The organism is uncultured Planococcus sp. (genome assembly GCF_947501725.1).
In the GTDB taxonomy this organism is placed as follows: Bacteria; Bacillota; Bacilli; order Bacillales_A; family Planococcaceae; genus Planococcus; species Planococcus donghaensis_C.
Genome location: NZ_CANMXD010000001.1, coordinates 1 through 19142, shown reverse-complemented (window position 1 = coordinate 19142; position 19142 = coordinate 1). Strand labels below are relative to the sequence as shown.

The 19142-nt window shown below is 44.7% G+C and carries 21 protein-coding genes; 7 read left to right on the top strand and 14 right to left on the bottom strand.

What is annotated here, in order from left to right; all coding sequences use genetic code 11:
• Positions 1-19: 19 nt before the first annotated feature.
• Complete coding sequence (adh, locus tag Q0785_RS00105) at positions 20-1540, bottom strand: aldehyde dehydrogenase (RefSeq protein ID WP_223640724.1); 1521 nt, start codon at positions 1538-1540, stop codon at positions 20-22.
• A gap of 209 nt (positions 1541-1749) precedes the next feature.
• Between adh and Q0785_RS00100 the strand changes: the two genes are divergently transcribed.
• Positions 1750-2457: a pseudouridine synthase gene (locus Q0785_RS00100; protein ID WP_298823570.1), complete on the top strand. Its 708-nt coding sequence runs from the start codon at positions 1750-1752 to the stop codon at positions 2455-2457.
• Positions 2458-2470: 13 nt separating this feature from the next.
• On the top strand, positions 2471-3187 hold the full coding sequence (locus tag Q0785_RS00095) for a hypothetical protein (protein ID WP_298823568.1): 717 nt from the start codon (positions 2471-2473) through the stop codon (positions 3185-3187).
• A gap of 433 nt (positions 3188-3620) precedes the next feature.
• Here Q0785_RS00095 and Q0785_RS00090 read toward each other — a convergent pair whose 3' ends face one another.
• The 8 genes from Q0785_RS00090 to Q0785_RS00055 form a co-directional block, all read right to left on the bottom strand.
• Positions 3621-3920 carry a cupin domain-containing protein gene (locus tag Q0785_RS00090; protein WP_298823566.1) on the bottom strand — a complete coding sequence of 100 codons (300 nt, stop codon included), beginning with the start codon at positions 3918-3920 and terminating at the stop codon, positions 3621-3623.
• A gap of 105 nt (positions 3921-4025) precedes the next feature.
• Positions 4026-4898 carry a glycine betaine ABC transporter substrate-binding protein gene (locus tag Q0785_RS00085; RefSeq protein WP_298823565.1) on the bottom strand — a complete coding sequence of 291 codons (873 nt, stop codon included), beginning with the start codon at positions 4896-4898 and terminating at the stop codon, positions 4026-4028.
• 20 nt (positions 4899-4918) lie between these two features.
• Positions 4919-5755, bottom strand: a complete 837-nt coding sequence (locus Q0785_RS00080; RefSeq protein WP_298823562.1) for an ABC transporter permease subunit — start codon at positions 5753-5755, stop codon at positions 4919-4921.
• Positions 5752-6945, bottom strand: coding sequence for a glycine betaine/L-proline ABC transporter ATP-binding protein (locus tag Q0785_RS00075; RefSeq protein ID WP_298823560.1), 1194 nt, complete (start codon positions 6943-6945; stop codon positions 5752-5754). Before Q0785_RS00075 ends, Q0785_RS00080 begins: the two co-directional genes overlap by 4 nt.
• A gap of 34 nt (positions 6946-6979) precedes the next feature.
• On the bottom strand, positions 6980-7444 hold the full coding sequence (locus Q0785_RS00070; protein WP_298823558.1) for a thioesterase family protein: 465 nt from the start codon (positions 7442-7444) through the stop codon (positions 6980-6982).
• Between the two features lie 23 nt (positions 7445-7467).
• Positions 7468-8448, bottom strand: coding sequence for an L-carnitine dehydrogenase (locus tag Q0785_RS00065; RefSeq protein ID WP_298823556.1), 981 nt, complete (start codon positions 8446-8448; stop codon positions 7468-7470).
• Positions 8438-9340: a 3-keto-5-aminohexanoate cleavage protein gene (locus tag Q0785_RS00060; RefSeq protein ID WP_298823553.1), complete on the bottom strand. Its 903-nt coding sequence runs from the start codon at positions 9338-9340 to the stop codon at positions 8438-8440. Before Q0785_RS00060 ends, Q0785_RS00065 begins: the two co-directional genes overlap by 11 nt.
• Before the next feature lie 251 nt (positions 9341-9591).
• The gene (locus Q0785_RS00055; protein WP_298823551.1) at positions 9592-10128 is read right to left on the bottom strand and encodes a TetR/AcrR family transcriptional regulator; all 537 of its coding nucleotides are present in this window, start codon (positions 10126-10128) and stop codon (positions 9592-9594) included.
• Positions 10129-10269: 141 nt separating this feature from the next.
• On the opposite strand from Q0785_RS00055, the gene Q0785_RS00050 reads away from it, so the two are divergent.
• A complete protein-coding gene (locus Q0785_RS00050) occupies positions 10270-10686 on the top strand; it encodes a hypothetical protein (RefSeq protein WP_298823550.1) in 417 nt (138 codons plus the stop codon).
• Positions 10687-10795: 109 nt separating this feature from the next.
• Here Q0785_RS00050 and Q0785_RS00045 read toward each other — a convergent pair whose 3' ends face one another.
• From Q0785_RS00045 to Q0785_RS00025, 5 genes are all read right to left on the bottom strand, one after another.
• Positions 10796-11212 carry a CBS domain-containing protein gene (locus Q0785_RS00045; RefSeq protein ID WP_298823549.1) on the bottom strand — a complete coding sequence of 139 codons (417 nt, stop codon included), beginning with the start codon at positions 11210-11212 and terminating at the stop codon, positions 10796-10798.
• Between the two features lie 148 nt (positions 11213-11360).
• The gene (locus Q0785_RS00040) at positions 11361-12083 is read right to left on the bottom strand and encodes an amino acid ABC transporter ATP-binding protein (protein WP_223640777.1); all 723 of its coding nucleotides are present in this window, start codon (positions 12081-12083) and stop codon (positions 11361-11363) included.
• A gap of 12 nt (positions 12084-12095) precedes the next feature.
• Positions 12096-12764, bottom strand: a complete 669-nt coding sequence (locus tag Q0785_RS00035; protein ID WP_223640781.1) for an amino acid ABC transporter permease — start codon at positions 12762-12764, stop codon at positions 12096-12098.
• A gap of 29 nt (positions 12765-12793) precedes the next feature.
• The gene (locus Q0785_RS00030) at positions 12794-13633 is read right to left on the bottom strand and encodes a transporter substrate-binding domain-containing protein (RefSeq protein ID WP_298823543.1); all 840 of its coding nucleotides are present in this window, start codon (positions 13631-13633) and stop codon (positions 12794-12796) included.
• A 74-nt stretch (positions 13634-13707) separates the two neighbouring features.
• Entirely contained in the window at positions 13708-14550 is an 843-nt protein-coding gene (locus Q0785_RS00025) for a MurR/RpiR family transcriptional regulator (RefSeq protein WP_298823541.1), read from the bottom strand.
• Positions 14551-14983: 433 nt separating this feature from the next.
• Here Q0785_RS00025 and Q0785_RS00020 point away from each other — a divergent pair, with 433 nt between their 5' ends.
• The 4 genes from Q0785_RS00020 to crtI are packed head-to-tail and all read left to right on the top strand — an operon-like array spanning position 14984 to position 18994.
• Complete coding sequence (locus Q0785_RS00020; RefSeq protein WP_298823539.1) at positions 14984-15733, top strand: carotenoid biosynthesis protein; 750 nt, start codon at positions 14984-14986, stop codon at positions 15731-15733.
• Positions 15730-16404, top strand: a complete 675-nt coding sequence (locus tag Q0785_RS00015; protein ID WP_298823537.1) for a lysophospholipid acyltransferase family protein — start codon at positions 15730-15732, stop codon at positions 16402-16404. Before Q0785_RS00020 ends, Q0785_RS00015 begins: the two co-directional genes overlap by 4 nt.
• Before the next feature lie 2 nt (positions 16405-16406).
• Positions 16407-17507: a glycosyltransferase family 2 protein gene (locus Q0785_RS00010; protein ID WP_298823536.1), complete on the top strand. Its 1101-nt coding sequence runs from the start codon at positions 16407-16409 to the stop codon at positions 17505-17507.
• Positions 17504-18994 (top strand): phytoene desaturase family protein, encoded by a 1491-nt coding sequence (crtI, locus tag Q0785_RS00005; protein WP_298823535.1) that lies wholly within the window; start codon positions 17504-17506, stop codon positions 18992-18994. Before Q0785_RS00010 ends, crtI begins: the two co-directional genes overlap by 4 nt.
• The last annotated feature ends 148 nt before the right edge of the window (positions 18995-19142 follow it).

Here is a 19142-nt window from a genome sequence, read left to right as displayed (position 1 = left end):
AAGGGGCTATGCCCCAGGATCAAAAGAATCCTTGTTTGTCTTCGCTGTAGCTGACCAGCATGTTTTTCGTCTGCTGGTAATGGTTGAGCATCATCAAATGGTTTTCACGGCCAAAGCCGGACATTTTGTATCCGCCGAATGCAGCGTGTGCCGGGTACTGATGGTAACAGTTCGTCCAAACACGCCCTGCCTGGATGCCACGTCCGAAGCGGTAAGCCGTGTTGGTGTCACGCGTCCAAATTCCTGCACCCAGTCCATATAGGGTGTCATTCGCAATTTCGAGCGCTTCTTCTTTCGTTTTGAAAGTTGTCACCGATACGACAGGCCCGAAAATCTCTTCCTGGAAAATCCGCATCTTGTTGTGGCCTTCGAAGACTGTCGGCTGGATATAGAAGCCTTCAGACAGCTCACCGTCCAAATGATTGCGATCACCGCCGGCAAGAACTTTAGCGCCTTCCTGTTTGCCGATATCCAAATAGGATTGGATCTTTTCCATTTGTTCAGTGGAAGCCTGCGCTCCCATCATCGTCTCTGGGTCCAGCGGGTTGCCTGTCTTGATTGCTTCCACGCGCTTTATTGCACGTTCCATGAACTCGTCGTAGATGTCTTCATGAATCAACACACGCGATGGGCATGTGCAGACTTCCCCTTGGTTCAAGGCGAACATGACAAACCCTTCAACTGCTTTATCAAGGAACGCATCGTCTTGGTCCATAACATCTTTAAAGAAGATATTCGGTGATTTCCCGCCCAATTCAAGTGTTACGGGAATCAGGTTTTGTGAAGCGTATTGCATAATCATACGTCCTGTAGTCGTTTCGCCTGTAAACGCCACTTTGCTGATACGCGGGCTGGAAGCAAGCGGCTTGCCTGTTTCAAGACCGAATCCGTTGACGATGTTCAGTACACCAGGAGGCAGGATATCGCCGATCAGCTCAGCCAGCACCAGGATACTTGCCGGCGTCTGCTCAGCAGGCTTCAAGACGACACAGTTACCGGCAGCAAGAGCCGGAGCCAGTTTCCAGACAGCCATCAAAATCGGAAAATTCCAAGGAATGATCTGTCCGACAACTCCAAGTGGCTCGTGGAAATGGTAAGCTACTGTATCGTTATCGATTTGGCTCAGTGATCCTTCCTGCGCACGGATCGCTCCAGCGAAATAGCGGAAATGGTCAATCGCCAATGGCAGATCGGCATTCAATGTCTCCCGTACTGCCTTCCCGTTGTCCCACGTTTCAGCAACAGCCAGCATTTCCAAATTTTGCTCCATACGATCTGCAATTTTCAACAGCGCATTGGCACGTTCAGTTACTGAAGTTTTCCCCCAAGCATCTTTTGCTGCGTGTGCTGCATCAAGAGCCAGTTCAACATCTTCAGCCGTTGAGCGGGCAATTTCCGTAAACTTCTTGCCTGTTACTGGTGAAACATTCTCGAAGTATTGCCCTTTGACCGGTGCTTTCCACTCTCCGTTTATAAAGTTCTCATACTTATCTTTAAACGTAACTTTTGAACCTTCTGTGTTTGGCATTGCATAGACCATTCCCATTTCTCCCCTTTACTCGTTTTACTGCTATGTACACGCTTACATTAATCCAAATACCCCTTGGCGCATCAATAACAGCTTCCCTTCTATATTGTCAAACTAATCTAAAAATTGCAACTGTGAAACTCCGAATTTTTTTATTCGCTTCCAGAGTTCATGTATAATGAGAGCGAGACCAGGAAATACAGAACTGAAAGGAATTCATTATGCGAATCAATAAATTTTTAAGCGAAACAGGAATCACTTCACGGCGCGGAGCCGATAAGTTCATCGACGCAGGCCGCGTCACCATCAATGGCAACCCGGCCGAACTCGGCAGTAAAGTCGAAGCGGGGGATGAAGTGCGGGTCGATGGCAAGATCATTGAACAGCCGAAGCAACAATATGTCTACTTGGCACTGAATAAACCAATCGGCATCACCAGCACGACCGAACGCCATATCGAAGGAAACATCGTCGATTTCGTCAACCATCCCGAACGCATCTTTCACGTGGGCCGCCTCGACAAAGATTCGGAAGGGCTTATCTTACTTACCAACGACGGGGATATCGTCAATGAAATCCTACGTGCTGAAAATGAGCATGAGAAGGAATACATCGTCAAAGTCGATATGCCGATTACAGAATCCTTTTTAGCGAAGATGGAGGAAGGCGTTGAAATACTCGATACGAAGACACTTCCCGCGAAAGCAGATAAATTGTCCACCTACACCTTCAAACTGACCATACGTCAGGGATTGAACCGCCAAATCCGACGAATGTGTACAGCGTTAGGCTATGAAGTCCGGGCTTTACAGAGGGTGCGGATTATGAACATCCTGCTTGGTGACTTAGCTGTCGGTGAATGGCGCGATCTGACAGAAGCCGAACGCAGTGAACTGTTCGCCAAACTCGATTACACACCAAAACGTTGAGGAGGATACAGATATGCTGACTATGAAAAGCACGCCGAACCATACAGGTGTTAAAATCAGCGGCGATTACTTCGACTTGGACGAACTGAACCAGGCGATATACAGAGTCATCGGACAGGAAGATCAGTATTATGGCTATGAAGGATCGCGGACGCGAATCCTGGGTCTTTCCTTCGAAGTTCGCCATGCTGCTCAAGGAGACCGCAATGTGGATTTTGTATTCAATGGCTTGCACGAACATACGATGAAGCAGCATGGATTTATCGCACCCGATAAGAATATCTACTTTTCTGTCGAAGTGCTGTGGCCGGAATTGATCTACACTGCCATCGCCTTGAAGGATTTCGTCAAATTTTATCAGGAAGATAAACAATTCCCTCTTTGGGATGTCCACTTGCCGGTCATTTCCCGTTTCCAGTCTTTAGTGCTCGACTGCCTGCAGGGACATGTCCCCCAAGAAGAGTACGAACTGATCGTAAAAGCCTTCAATCAGCCGGTTACAGTGAATGATTATGCAATCCAGTACGTAGACTTTTTAAACTTGAAGTACATCGCCATGACCAAAGAGCAACGTGAGCAAAGCCTGTCGGCAATCGCCATGAAAATCGCAGTGCAGGACCAGGATTACGCAGCCTTCCGCAACCAGGTCCTTGCCGCCGCTACCCCCCATAAAAAACCGATTCACGAAATCAATATAAAAGCAGAATATCCAGAGGAATTTGAGTGGTGACCCGAAAAGCGGAGGCTGCCGTCTAGCCCCGACAAGCGCTGGAAGCCTTGCCGGTAATGGCGTTCTTTGCCATTGCTGGAAAGGCTGAAGCGACTCGAGGGGCTGGCAGCTGGAGCTGGACAACTCGAAAAGCGGAAGCTGCCGTTTAGCCCCGAAAAGCGCTGGAAGCCTTGCCGGTAATGGCGTTCTTTGCCATTGCTGGAAAGGCTGAAGCGACTCGAGGGGCTGGCAGCTGGAGCTGGACAACTCGAAAAGCGGAAACGGCCGTTTAGCCCCGAAAAGCGCTGGAAGCCTTGTCGGTAATGGCGTTCTTTGCCATTGCTGGAAAGGCTGAAGCGACTCGAGGGGCTAGCCGTTGGAGCTGGACAACCCGAAAAGCGGAAGCTACTCAACCCCATGAAAAAAGCTCACGCTTTCTCAGCGTGAGCTTTTTTCATGAAGTAATTTGAAGAACCAACAAATCACTTGGCTCAATTGCAGTCAGGCTGTGTTTCTCTTTCGGATCCATATGCAAAATGTTGTCGGGCGATACTTCCACCGTTTGCCCTTCTACATCAAATGAAACTTTTCCGCTTCGTACGATAATGATGACATCTGCCGCCGAGTAGTGTTCTGCAATCTTTTCGCCTGCCTGCAATTGTATATTAACGACTTTGGTTTTGCCGAAACTTAAAGCTTTTTGGACATGCTTGTTTTTTTCTCCCAATGCATTTGGCGTTTCAATCAATTCCATTAGATCACCTCATCCCTTTCCCAAACCATACACCCGTGGACTTTAAAAGAAAAGAAAAAGTACATTTCCCATTATGTAAACAATGGGAAATGTACTCGACACTGATTATTCGCCTGTCATTTCATCAACTTTATCCTGATTATTATCGATCCATTCCTGAGCAACTTCTTCAGGATCTCCGCCTTCTTCAATCTTCACAATCATTTCTTCTACATCATCAATTGAAATACTCCAGTTACTAAAAAATTCATAAGCTTTTGGCGCATTGTCTTTCAATTCAGTGTTTGTGATTACTTCAACAGAAGAAGTTTCAAAGAATCCTTGTTCATTAGTCAATACTTTCAAATCAAACTTATTGAACATCGTATGAGGTCTCCAGCCATAAAAAATAACCGGTTCTTCCTGGTCAATCATTTTCTGGGCTTGAGCAAGCATTCCGCCTTCTGAAGAACTTACTTGCGCCATATCAAATCCGTAGGCCTCAATGATTTCGTCGCTTTCTATTGTAGCGCCTGCTCCTGCTTCAATGCCATAAAATTCATTATTGAATTCATCTTCGCGCCCTTCCAAATCTTCAAGAGAATTGATGTCTTCCATATATGTCGGTACTGTCCAGCCAGTTTCTGCTTCCGGGTAGCTTACAGAAGTACTTTCAATATCGCCTTCGTATTTATCCAAGTAATTTTGGTGCATCGGTACCCAAGCATCCATAAATACATCAAGATCTCCACGAGACAAGCCAGTATAAACACTTCCAGCATCTGCTTTGGTCTCGACTACTTCATAACCCATATCCTGCAAAATTAACCCTGCAATTTTTGTAGGTGGTACAGTACTTGTCCAGGGTGTCACGCCAAATGTGATCGTTTGCTGTTCAGCACCAGCAGTGCCTTCCTCTGTTTCTTCAGTATCTGAACCACAAGCCGCCAAAAAAGCGACCATCAATGCAATTATTGAAAAGAATAAAGACTTTTTCATTTTTCATTTCCCCTTTTGTTTTATTTTTTATTGTTCCGAACAAGCCCTTGGGTGATTCGGTCCATGATAATAGCCAGTACAACGATTCCTAAACCGCCTGTTAGGCCAAGGCCAACATTTACCGTAGAAATCCCTTCTAATACTACTGAGCCCAAACCTGGCGCACCAATCATCGATGCAATGACCGCCATCGACAGCGCAAGCATCATCGTCTGATTAATCCCCGCCATAATGGAGGGCAACGCTAAAGGCAATTGCACTTTATACAACAGCTGCCATTTGGTTGAACCAAAAGCTTTTGATGCTTCGACCACATCCGCAGGCACTTGCTGAATCCCTAGTGTCGTCATACGAACAGCCGGCGGTGTTGCAAATACGAAAGTAGCAATGACAGCCGGAACGTTTCCAAGACCAAATAAAAGAATAGCCGGTATCAAATAAACAAAACTTGGCAGTGTCTGCATAAAGTCCAAGATTGGCCGGACAAGAGTGGCCATCGTTTTATTGGTAGCTGCCAAGATGCCAAGCGGAATCCCGATAATTATAGAAATCAGCGTAGACACGATAACAATTGCCACGGTCTGCATCGCTGCTTCCCACAAATCGACAGATCCCAAATAAAGGCTCCCTAATAGCGCAAACAACGCCAGCCCTTTACCAGAAAACTTCCAGGCAATGATGATTAAAATCAGCACCAGCAATTCTGGAGGAGCGGCAATCAATAAGTCTGTCACCCCGTCTACAAAAGTTCGGAGGCCTTCACTTATACTGTCAAAAAATTCACCAGTGACGGGCAGGAGCCAATCATCTACAAAACGGTTCGTCCATTCTTCTAAAGGAAGTGTAAAATAATTCATGGCGCAGTCACCTCTTTTTTCCCTAAAACTAAGCCGGAAAGTATGGAAACACGTGAGACGATTCCAAGCAACTTCCCATTTTCTACTACTGCAAGTGGATATTTCGCTTCTACAGCTACACTAAAGAGGTCGTTTAAAGGAGTTTCTGGAGAAATTTCATGAATATCTTCAATCAATACATTTTCGATTGGCAAGCTTGATTTGTAGGCACTAATAGCATTATCAATGGTCAGCAAGCCTTTGAAGTTATTGTCTTTGTCGACTACAAATATGCTTGAAGCGCCTACTTCTTCCATTTTCCGAACAGCTGCTAAAGCCCCGCTTTTATCTGCCATGTGTACAGCGGGTTTCTTCATGACATGTGAAGCCATCAGTACTTTCGAGCGGTCTACGTCTTTGACGAAGTTTGAAACGTATTCATTCGCTGGGTTTTCCAAGATTTCATCGGCTGTGCCCACTTGAACGATTTCACCATTTTTCATTATGGCGATGCGGTCTCCCAGTTTCAGTGCTTCATCCAAATCATGTGTGATGAACAAGATCGTTTTCCCTAATTTGTTTTGCAGGTTCAGCAGTTCATCCTGCATTTCTTTGCGAATCAATGGATCAAGTGCACTAAATGCTTCATCCATCAGCAGAATGTCCGAATCATTGGCCAACGCACGTGCAAGACCTACACGCTGCTGCATTCCTCCGCTTAACTCCTTAGGGTAACTATTTTCGTACCCGTGCAAGCCAACGTCCTCGATGGATCGCTGGGCACGTTTGTTGCGTTCCTCTTTTTTGACCCCTTGAATTTCGAGCCCGTAGGCAACATTTTGTAAAACGGTCCGGTGGGGAAATAACCCAAACTGCTGAAATACCATCCCCAACTTTTTCCGTCTCGTTTCAATCAATTCATTTTTTCCCATCTCGACAATATTCTGGCCATCGATCAGCACTTCACCCGAAGTCGGCTCAATCAACCGGTTCACTAGACGGATCAAAGTGGACTTTCCGCTTCCAGAAAGTCCCATGATGACAAAAAATTCGCCAGCTTCTACTGAAAAGGAAGCTTGATTGACTCCTACTGTCATTCCAGTCTCCGCTAAGATATTTTCTTTTTGCTCGCCATCTATGAGCCTCTTCAATCCCTGTTGTGGATGAGACCCAAAAATTTTGGTTAAGTTATTCACTTCTATCTTTTTCATAGACATACTCCTCAATTTACTGCGCAGATGATCGTTAAAAGCCGATTCTTCTGCCTGCTTGTTTTGGCATCGGCAGCTTTTTATGCAATATGCTAAGCGCTTCTATTGTTTCAGCCACTTCTTGCGGAAAAGGTGCTGGCTTGTTTTTGATTGTATCCATGCCTATCCACATTTGTTCACTGGTTGCAACCAGCTCCCCAGCGGAATTCGTCATTGAAAGGAAGCTATGCAGTCTTTTGGCATCGCTCTCCAATAACCTGAATTCAATGGCCAGCCTTTCATGTTCATGTACTTCTTTCAAGTAGCATAAGTGAGTTTCGAGTGTGAAAATTGTGTAGTTGTAACGAGATCTGGCAGTTTCAGTCAGGCCAAGAAAATCAATAAAACTATCTGCTGCCTGACTGAATACTTTTGCGTAAGCTGCATCATTCATATGGCCGTTGTAATCAACCCATTCGCTGCCAACCTGTACTTCATGTATAAAAGATGATTGAGCCATTTTGCCAATCTCCTTTCAACTTTTTATTTTTTGACAAACTTTTTTTCTGTTGCCGTAGTTTCGGGCCAATACGATTCCACCAAATCCAGTAGTTCGACCAAAAAGGCGTTGCGTTTTTCTTCCATTTCAACGATTGTTGTATCTCCTGCATGCGTCTCACAGCCGGTGATTACTTTTTCTTTTAATTCATCCGTAAGTTCAGGTGCTTCCAATTTGGTCCATGGCAACTTCAGTGTCGGCCCAAATTGTTCAAGCATGTGGCGCATTCCTTTTTCTCCACCGGCAAGATGGAAAGTGAGAAACGGTCCCATCTGCGCCCAGCGAAGGCCAGCTCCGTAAATAATAGCCGCATCCACTTCTTCAGTTGTTGCAACTCCATCATTCACCAGATGCAATGCTTCGCGCCATAGGGCCTCCATCAATCGGTCAGCCAAATGGCCTTCGATTTCTTTTTGGATAACCAACGGCTTCATTTCTATACTGGCATAAAAGCTCTTGGCACGTTGCATGACAGCTGCATCGGTTTGCTTGCCTGCAACCAGTTCAACCAGCGGCAAAATATACACAGGATTAAAAGGGTGAGCTACAATCAATCGTTCAGGATGCTTGAGCCCTTCTTGCAACGTACTTGGCATAATGCCTGATGTACTCGATCCAATGATAGCTTTTGTTTTTGCATATGCATCAATACTGGCCAGTACAGATTTTTTTAACTCTTCCCGTTCCGGGACATTTTCTTGAATTAGATCCGCGTCGCTGACTGCCTCTTCGATGGTCGGCACAAATGTCAGCCGGTTCTGGTCTGCTCCAACCGCCAATCCTATTTTTACTAAGGACGGCCATGCTTGATCAATCGCTTTTTGCGTCCGTTGCTCAGCCCCTTCTGCGGGATCGAATGCGATTACATCTAATCCTTGTGACAGAAAACGGGCAATCCATCCATTTCCGATGACACCAGTTCCAATAACAGCAACTTTTTGAATTTGGTTCGTTTTATTTTCCATTACGATTACCTCCGTAAGGATTATTCAGTTTAAAGTGGATACGTGCTTCTGCGGGAGTCATCACTTCAATATTCGCTGCATGCAATTTTGATACCGCTTGGTCGACAAGCTGTTCATTGCGCGCAAAAATCCCTTTTCCTAAATAAAGGTTATCTTCGAGTCCGACACGGACATTTCCACCATTTTGTGCAGCCATTTCAAGGATGGGTATTTGCATGCGGCCGATTCCAAAAGCTGACCACTGGGCATTTTCAGGAAGACGTTTTTTCATATACAACATCGTTTCTTCATCTGCCTCCGCCCCCCACGGAATGCCTAGGCAAAATTGGAACATCGGATCGCCATCGATCAAACCTTCATCGATCAATTGCTTGGCAAATCGAAGATGTCCAGTATCAAAACATTCCAGTTCCGGTTTTACACCGCTTGCTTGTATCAGACTCGCTTGTTCACGCAGCCAGTCTGTCGGGCTCATGTAAACCATGTCGCCAAAGTTCACACTGCCACAATCCAATGTGCACATTTCAGGGAGCAAGCTGCCAACTGGTTCATGCCGTTCTTTAGGCGTCTGCATATCTGTGCCCTCGCCGCCTGTAGAAGGATTTGAGAGATTTGGAATAAAATCTCCACCTCCTCCAGAGGTGATGTTGATGATTACATCCGTTTCGGATTCACGAATGCGCTCAATGATTTCACGGTAATGCTCAAGACTGTGGCTAATGCCGCCCGTTTTAGGATCGCGTGCATGAACATGGGCTACTGTTGCTCCAGCTTTTGCTGATTCTATTGCCGAGGCTGCGATTTCTTTTGGTGTCACAGGGACATATTGATTTTTCGCTGTAGTGTCTCCTGCTCCTGTCACTGCTGCTGTTAATAAAACTTTTTGTGTCATTTTATCTCTCCTATTAAATTTAGGCATATGTACTCATTCATGTTTTTTCTCAAATGCATATAATAATTGATTGTTTTTTCGCACGTTTTAAACTGTACCATCCAGACGGTAATGTTTCAAGGTCATTTCTCGTATAAATTTGATGCAGACTGGATAGTTTACTGATTTATCCTATATCTCTCTAGGTTTTACTGCACTGTGAAAAAGCCTAAAAAAAAACCACATCATTTTTTAAATGACGTGATTCCTCTTTACTCATCTATCCAATTCTTTAATTTCAAATAAACTTCTTCTTTCCTTTCTTCGCCCAAATGATGAAGATCGAAAAGTTCCGACAACCAGATTCCATCTGTCGCTAAACGGATTATAGTCGCTTTCACAGGGTCAATGCCGTCTTGCTCAATTTCAGTTTGCCATTCATTATAAAGGTTCCTGATTGGATCCAACAAATCAGAATTTACTGCTTTAGCTGCTAACAGACCTGCATGCATCTCTTTATTGGGATACGGATTATTGAAGGTTACATCTGCATAGGACTTAATCCATTTTCCTTTTTCATTTGCTGATTCAGCTACCGAGGCGGCAATTTTATCTCTATAATTTTCAGCTAAGTGATCTACCATCCCCTTGACCAAAGCTTCCTTGGAAGGAAAGTGGTAAAGTAGTCCGCCTTTGCTGACTCCTGCTTCAATCGCGGTTGCTTCCAAGGTTAAATTAAAAATGCCCCTCTCACTGACAATTTTTGATGCTGCATGAAGAATCTCGATTTTTCTGGTAGCTCTGGCCATATAAATCTCCTTTTCAGAATGAATTTGATTTTCACTATACTACCTGGACGGTTTTTTTTCAAATTCTATTTAATGTTAGCAAGCTTTTGAAAAGGGTATTATTCAACTAACAGTGTTTAATTACTAGAGGAGCGTGATGTTATGAATAGATTCTTTATTCCGTTGAGCTTGGTTTTACTGCTATCTGCCTGCGGGGAAACAGCACCTGAGGTTACAGAAGAAAGCCAGACCGAAGTGACCGCTCCAGCAGGAGAACTGGATCCCACCGATCCTGAAGAAGCAGAAAATGCGGAATTTGTGAGCTTCGAAGAATTGGCTTCCGGAAATATTGAAGAAGGTACCGGAGTTTCTGTTCAAGGAACAGTGGAAGAATTGGCAGATGACATCGCCTTTCCTTCATTTATTATTGTCACCGGGGAAAATCGGATCTATATTCGAAATATGGCGGAAACACCCGTTGAAGTAGGCGATACCATTACAGCAGACGGGATTTATGAAGGCAATGCTGAAGAGAATATGCCGATGGTTTCTGCTTCCACTATTGAAAAAGCAGAATAGATGCATTAAAAAGCCCCATCTATAAAACGAACTGCACCTCCATTGTTAGACACAACTAACAATGGAGGTGCAGTTCAAAAAAAAGAAAAGGGTTTTTTTCATTCTACTGCTAATCCAACTCAGAAATTTCAATTATGGTGGTTTCTGCGTAATGATTCGACGAAACGTCTCTTATAGCTAAATCGCCTAAAGAAACAATGCCGACTACGCGATCATTTTCGACAATGGGGAGCCGACGGATTTTATGGGCAGCCATCAGTTCGGCCGCTTCTTCAATTGTTAAGTCTACCGTTCCGGTAATGACTTCAGCAGATAGAATTTCAGCTATGGCGGCATCGCTCGGAATTTGCTCAGCTATGGCACGGATGACAATATCCCTGTCAGTAACGATGCCGACCAAGCGATTTTCCTCACAAATCGGGATGGATCCTACATTTATTTCCCGCATTTTTGAGGCAACTTCTTGGAGCGTTGATTCAGGCATACACGTTTCGACATCAGTCGTCATGATCTCTTCGATTCTCATCCATTCAGCCTCCTCAAATACTCTCATTACTTTACCTTAACCGTTTTGTCGATCAGCAAACGTCAATCAACAAAAGAAAGAAGGAATCAGTTCATTCGAACCGACTCCTTCTTTTCTATCTGGTATTTTCAACCTATTTAGGGATCGTTTATTCAACCAGTTGAATAAACTGTTTTGTCCGTTCATTTTGCGGATTTTCAAAGAAAGTCTTTGGATCTGCCGATTCGATGATCTTCCCTTCATCAATCATGATGATGCGGTCCGCTACTTCTTTGGCGAATTTCATCTCGTGGGTAACCACGACCATGGTCATCCCTTCTTCAGCCAACTGCTTCATGACCTGCAGCACTTCTCCAACCAATTCCGGATCGAGTGCCGAGGTCGGCTCATCAAACAGCATGACTTTCGGCTGCATCGCAAGGGAGCGCGCAATGGCGACACGCTGCTTTTGTCCGCCTGAAAGCTTGCTTGGATAGACATCTGCTTTATCTTTCAAGCCTACTTTTTCCAGCAATTCCATCCCTAGTTTTTTGGCAGCTTCTTTTTTCATCTTTTTGACGGTGATCGGCGCTTCTATGACATTCTCTAATACCGTCTTATGAGGAAACAAGTTAAAATGCTGGAAGACCATGCCTACTTCAGCACGGATTTTCGTTAAATTATCCTTCTTCGGGTTGACTGTATGGCCATCAATCGTAATCTTTCCTTCATTGATCATTTCAAGGAAGTTGAAACATCTGAGAAGCGTACTTTTCCCGGAGCCACTGACTCCGACAAGTACAACAACTTCCTGTGGTTTGACATGAAGATCTACGCCTTTCAGCACCTCGAGGTCACCAAAGGACTTATGAATGTTTTCTCCAATGATCATGTTAGTCCCTCCTTAGGCTCTGTCGACATCGAGTTTGTTTTCATACAAACGCAATAGGAACGTGAAGATCATCACCAGCACCAGGTAATAGAGCGCAACAACCAAGAACGATTCAAATGGCTGATAGGACTGCGCAGCTTCCCTGTTTCCAAGTGAGAAGATTTCCGCTACCCCGATAATATAAACAAGTGACGAATCTTTTAATGTGATGATGAATTGATTGCCAAGCGGCGGAATCGAGCGGCGCAAAGCCTGCGGGAAAACGATTCGGCTCATTGTCTGGCGCCGATCCATCCCGAGTGACATACTGGCTTCACGTTGCCCTGGGTCAATGCCCTGAATCGAACCACGGAAAATTTCCGCGATATAAGCACCGTTATGGACACCGAGCGCAATTGCCCCTGCCCAGAAATTCGACATGGTATAAATTTCGACGATACCGAAATATAGAAACATAATTTGCACAATCAACGGAGTACCGCGGATGATTGTGATATAGATATTAGCGATCGTCTGTAAAATCTTCGATCCTGAAATTTTCATCAGCGCAAAAATAAGTCCGATGACTGTCCCTAAAATGACACCGATTGCTGTCAATTGAAGCGTTACGACAGTGGCCTCTAAAAATCCAGGGTATGTTCGCATGAATACATCATAAACTGTTACAAATATCTCTGGCATAAACGCCACTCCTCCCCATCTCAGCTTGTTTAGTTGAGAATTTCAATTCCTTCAAGATCTACATCGAGGAGGTTACGCCCAAACCACTTCTGGGAAATTTCATCGTATGTTCCATTTTCAATAATAGCTGCCAATGCTTCATTGATTGCTTCAAGCAAGGCTTCATCTTCCGGACGCACTGCAACAGCAGCTTGTTCAATCCACAGTGGATCACCGATCATTTCGATTTCCAAGCCTGCGTTCTGTGCTTCAAATCCTACTACGTCGGCAGTGATAACTGCATCCAGACGCCCTTCAACTTCCAAGTCCTGCAATGCAACAACATCACTATTGTAGTATTGAATGTCATCTGTGTAGTTTTGTGCAGCTGTGTCATACGTACTTTGTCCGACAACGCCGATTGTTGCTCCTTCAAGATCAGCTTCTGAAGTAATTTCTGTATTTCCTTCACGGACGAAGATTACGCCACCAGAGTAATAGTATGGATCCGAAAATGCTACTTGCTCAGCGCGTTCTTCAGTAATAGCCATCGATCCTAAAATTGCATCGTAACGATTTGTCGTCAAGCCCTGAATGATTGTTTCGAATGGAGTAGTCACCGGATTCGGCTCCAAGCCCATCTCTTCAGCAAGCGCATTTCCGATTTCAATATCGAAACCTGTCAAATTGCCGCCTTCTTCATAGTTGAAAGGCTTATAAAGCCCACTTGAAGCAGAAGTGAACTTCCCTTCTTCCACTAAGTTCAAATCACTGTTCCCGCCTTCTGTACTTGATCCTTCTTCCGGACTGGTTGTGTCGTCTCCTCCACAAGCTGCCAATAACATTCCTGCAGAAAATACTACACTTAAAAATGATAATTTCTTTTTCATTTTATTCTCCCCTTTTCGTTTATAATTGACCAAATCGCCAAGGCGCTTCGGAATATCCCAGTAAAGAGTGTTTGCTAAATAAAAAGATTCCGCTCTTTGTAGACGACTTCTGCCTTTGCCCAATTGCCATTTACTTTCGCCTGTTCTTTGACATAGACAAAACGCATAATTGAAGTCAAAAGCGCATGGACAGAAGTGTAGGAATCAATGCTCAATGTTGAATTCACTGACACCGTAAGAGCATAATCTGCATAGGCAAGAGCAGGAGAATTTTCTGTATCAGTCAGAACTATGACATCTGCCCCATGCCCTTTGGCGTTTTTCAATGTATCGATGACTATTCTGGTATAGCGAGGGAAAACAAAAGCGACCACCAGATCCCCTTCTCCCATTTTGGAGAGTTGGGTATAATATTCTCCAGTTGAGGGATTCATTATTTCAGTATGGTCAAGTGCAAGGTTCAACCAGTTGGCGAACCAATGGGCTATGCCATAATCGAAAAAATCACCAGCAACATACACACGATTTGCTTGACTGATTTTGTCGACAACTTGAAGAAGTTCTTCCTCGTTGATCGATTTTTTCAGCTTCACAATACTTAAAACTTCTGCATCCAACAAGTTTTCCAAAAAAGTCTGAGCGGCAACAGGTTCCGGAACATTTTGCTCGGCTTTCTGCAGGCGCTCTTCAGCCAGCTTACGCTGTACGACCTGTTGAAAATCCGCATACCCCTTATATCCAAGTTTTTGTGTCCACCGGATGACTGTCGATTCACTGACATTCACTCGCTTGCCAACTTCAAGAGCAGAAGAGAACGCTAAAAAAATGGGTTCTTTAAAAAACAAATCACCGACCTTTTTTTGGCCTGCACTAAATTCCGGATAAGAATCAGACACACTTCGCAGTAAATCCTGCATTATTAACGCCTCCACTTGAAGAACACACTCGTTTACTCTTCTAAAGTATACTAGTGTGCAGGAAACCCTGCAAGAGTTTACAGAAAATTCAAGACTGACGGCATTCTCAGATAAATCAACTTATGGCGTTGAATGCCTGTGCCTCAAGGCTTTAAGATAAAGAAAAAAGATAAAGATTTTTAGTGGAATTTTCTTTTTCCCCAAAAAAATACGCTATTTTAACTGGATAAATGCTCTATTTCCTCAAAAAAATTGAATAATAGATAAATAGATACAGCACTTTATCCCCTATTTTTGAAACTATAAAACCTGCTGTGTGTTTCGTCCCTTCCAGCCTGCTTGCTTTTGGCTATAGCTTTTCGTATGTTTTCATATATCATCCAGACTCCTGTATAATATTTGTATAAGTCATTCTGTTAAGGAGCTGTTCACGGTGTGGGAAAATCGAATCTTTAAACTTTTTATCTTTTGGTATGTATGCGGCATTATTTTACTGGGTTTTGACCTTCTGCCTTCCTGGCTGGAGTGGGCAAATGCGTTCTTTCTGATGCTGGCCGGCACACTCGGCTTTTTGTATTTCACTAAGCGTTTTGGTGTTGCGGTCGGATCATCGCTCGGCATACTTATTTTCTTTTCAACATTCATAGTGGAATGGGCCGGTGCAGACAGCGGTTTCCTGTTCGGCTCTTACGATTATACAGACCGTTTTGCCCCTAATATCTTCGGTGTTCCAATTGCCATCGGTTTTGCTTGGTTGATGGTTATGGCAACTACACATGTTGTCGCGCGCTGGATAGTTCCTGCCGGCGGCTTACTATACGCTCTAGTAGGTGGGTTGGGCGCAGTAGTCATCGATTTGATCATCGATCCAGTAGCTTATCAAGTAAAACAATATTGGATTTGGGAAGACACCGGCCTTTACTACGAAATTCCCTGGACCAACTTTTTCGGTTGGTTTGTTGTAGCGTTTGTCCTTCATCTGGTGATCGACTTAAACATGAAGAAGAAATCTATGGTCATGGTATCGGAACTGCCTGAAAAACGGATGGTACTTCTATATGTATTGATGATCGCCATGTTCATCATGCTGGGAGCGATCGGCGGATTGTGGCTAGCCGCGTTATTGACTGCCATATTAACTGCTTTGATCGTACTGTTGGCCTGGAAGAGGCGGCCTATATGATCGATGCAAAAAAATCAGCCTTGTTTGAAACAGGTTTTAATCTGTATTTGACACCACTCATCCGCTCATCTTTTTCCCGTATACTCGGGCAAGGAGTGAAAAAAATTCCGGAAGAGCCTGTATTGTTTATTGCCAATCACAGTTCCTGGTGGGATGGCCTGGTGTTTTTCTACTTGAATCGCACAGTATGGCACCATGATATTCATATGATGATGCATGAAGACGGGCTTAAAAAGCATTCTTATTTCCGTTATCTCGGCGCATTCTCCATCAATCGGCAGAAACCGAAAGAAATTCTCACTTCACTTCAATATGCTGAATCCTTGTTGAAGAAGGGTAAATCAGTAGTACTTTTTCCGCAAGGAGATGAATTCCATCTTGAAACAAGGCCTCTCGCCTTTCAAACAGGAATCGCCTACTTGATGGAGCATTGCCCGGAAGTACCAGTTGTGCCCCTCAATTTTTATTATTCATTCGGCCACCAGCAAAAACCCGAACTTTGGATACGCCAACATCCGCCGGTATCGACCAATGAAATTGCGCATATGACCCGTAAAGAAAAAACGCTTTATCTTCAACAGCTCTGCACCGAACAACTCGATTCGCTAAAGGATACAGTCATCAGTGAAAACAGTGAAGCCTTTGAGTCACTTGGAAAAAGGAGAAAATGACGATGGCCATTTATATCGGAATCCATTTGTTTTTTCTAGCTTGGATCATCATCAACCGCATGTTTCTTCCTGCACTGCCTAAACAACCCAGTCTTTCGGCTACCCCTCTCGTATCCGTTCTTGTTCCTATGCGAAATGAAGAACGCAATGTCGAAGTGCTGGTAAAATCACTAAAGAATTCTTCATATGGCCGTACGGAATTCATTATCTTAAATGATCAGTCCATCGATGGCACACAGCAAGAGTTGGAACGTACGATTGAAGGGGATTCCCGTTTCACCATCCTGCAGGGCAAAGAATTGCCCGATGGCTGGGTTGGAAAAGTACATGCCTGCCATCAACTCCAGCAAGCCGCTTCAGGGGATGTTCTGCTGTTTGTCGATGCTGACGTCCGCTTCAGGCCGAGAGCGATTGAACAGTCATTGGCATTGATGCAGCAAAAGAAAGCGAACTTACTGACCGGCTTCCCCGCTTTTGATGTATCACCTTTTCTCAGCAAACTTCTTGTACCGATGCTGCATTTCGTGATTTTATTTCATTTGCCGATTGCTTTGGCCAATTATACGAAGTTCAAAGCGGCGACTGCAGCCAATGGCATGTGGATGATGTTTGAACGCACCAGTTACCGGGAAATCGGTGGACATGCAGCGGTCCATGAATCACTGGTCGAGGATGTCCACATTGCCCGGGAAATGAAAGCACAAAATTTTAAAGTGATATTGGCGAATATCACCATGTCGACAAAATGCCGGATGTATGACACCAACTCTGAGGTATGGGAAGGGTTCCTGAAGAACAGCTATGCTGGAATCGGCCGTTCCCCTATACTTGCAGCTGGTCTGATCCTTTTCTATTCTGTCTTTTATATTCTCCCACCATTTATAGCCGTTTACGGTCTATTCAGTGGGTTCTATGTATGGATCATCCCTTACACACTGACAGTCGCCCAACGTTGGTATATCGATATGGTGACCAATCAACGCTGGTATCTGTCCTTTCTGATTCCTCTTCAGGCAGCAGCAATGCTTGCAGTATTGGTTCAATCCATGCGCAAATCCTTTAAAAAACAACCTTATTCATGGAAAGGAAGACATTATTCATGAAAAAAATTGTCATAGTCGGCGGTGGATTAGGCGGACTGGCTTCCGCCGTAACGCTTGCCCATGCAGGATTTGAAGTGGAGCTCTTTGAGAAAAATGACCATCTTGGCGGTAAGTTGATGCCTGTAGAAATGGGAAGCTACCGTTTCGATTTCGGTCCGAACACCATTACCATGCCAGCAGTCTTCAATCGAGTCATTTCACAGACTGGCGAAGATCCACAGGATTATCTAACTTTCATGTCTTTGAAAGTCCATACACGAAATCATTTTCCGGATGGACAAACTTTCGATTTTTCCAGCAATCCGGAAGAGATGGTCCATCAGCTGCAAACGATCGATCCCGCAGCTGCGGATAAATACCCGGCTTTCATAAAGGAAATCAGCCGTTTATATAAATTGTCGGAACGGTTCTTTTTCCCGGTGACGTTTCAGTCCTGGCGCGATTATCTATCGCCGTCTCTTGGCTTCGCGCTTTTTCAGGTACGCCCAGCAGAGTCCATGCATCATTTTTTCCAGCGCTATTTTACAAACCCTTTTTTGGTTCAGGCATTCGATCGTTATGCCACATATATCGGCTCTTCCCCTTACCGGGCACCAGCCACTTTCTCCATGATCGCTTATTTGGAATTGGTTGAAGGCGTTTATTATACAAAAGGCGGAAATACCGGAATCGCCGAAGCCTTTGCAGCTGTTGCGAGAAAATCCGGAGCGGAATTACATACCGGGACAGCTGTTACAAAAATCATCACAGATGGCGGCCAGGCAAGCGGCGTGAAGCTTGAAGACGGAACACAGATTGCTGCTGACCTGGTCATTTTAAACGGTGACCTGCTATCAGCATTTCCAGCCCTAGTCAACGAAGCGGAACGCCCATCTTTAAACGATGCTAAGATCGCTGCTTTTGAGCCCTCCATTTCGGCTTTCGTCATTACCGTCGGTTTAACCGAACGACTGGACGCTCTTAAGCACCATAACGTCTTTTTCTCGTCTGATTACCGCCAGGAGTTCAAGGACTTGTTTGACGCTTCCGTTTACAGTGATGAGCCGACAGTCTATATCAGCAATTCCTCCTATACGGATCCTTCAGTTTCACCGGACGGCGACAACCTGTTCATCCTGGTCAATGCACCTGCCTTAACCGTTGAGGGAAAACTGCAAATTGAGCCGGAAGCTTATAAAGAGCGTATCTACGATTTCCTCTTGAGTTATGGAATTGATATCCGTAAGTACTTGGCCGAAGAAAAAATCTTCACGCCTGCTTTTATCCGTGAAAAGTTCGGTTCATTTCGCGGTGCCCTATACGGTCCTTCCTCCAACCGGCCAAAAGACGCCTTTCTCCGTCCAGCCAATGCAAGCCGGGATATCCGCAATTTGTATTTCGTCGGCGGCAGCACCCATCCAGGCGGCGGGTCGCCGATGGTTGTACTGGGCGGCTTGAACGTAGCAAATAACATTATTGCGAAATCGAAAAAGACACCTTCATCATGATGATGAGGGTGTCTTTTTCGATTGTGATAGGAGGTGTTTCAGAGCTATACGGGCGTTTCCGCTTTTCTTGTTGTCCAGCTCCAACGGCCAGCTCCTCGGGTCATAAGCCACTCTGGCTGTGCGGCTGAAAACATGCCACTTCGCCAGA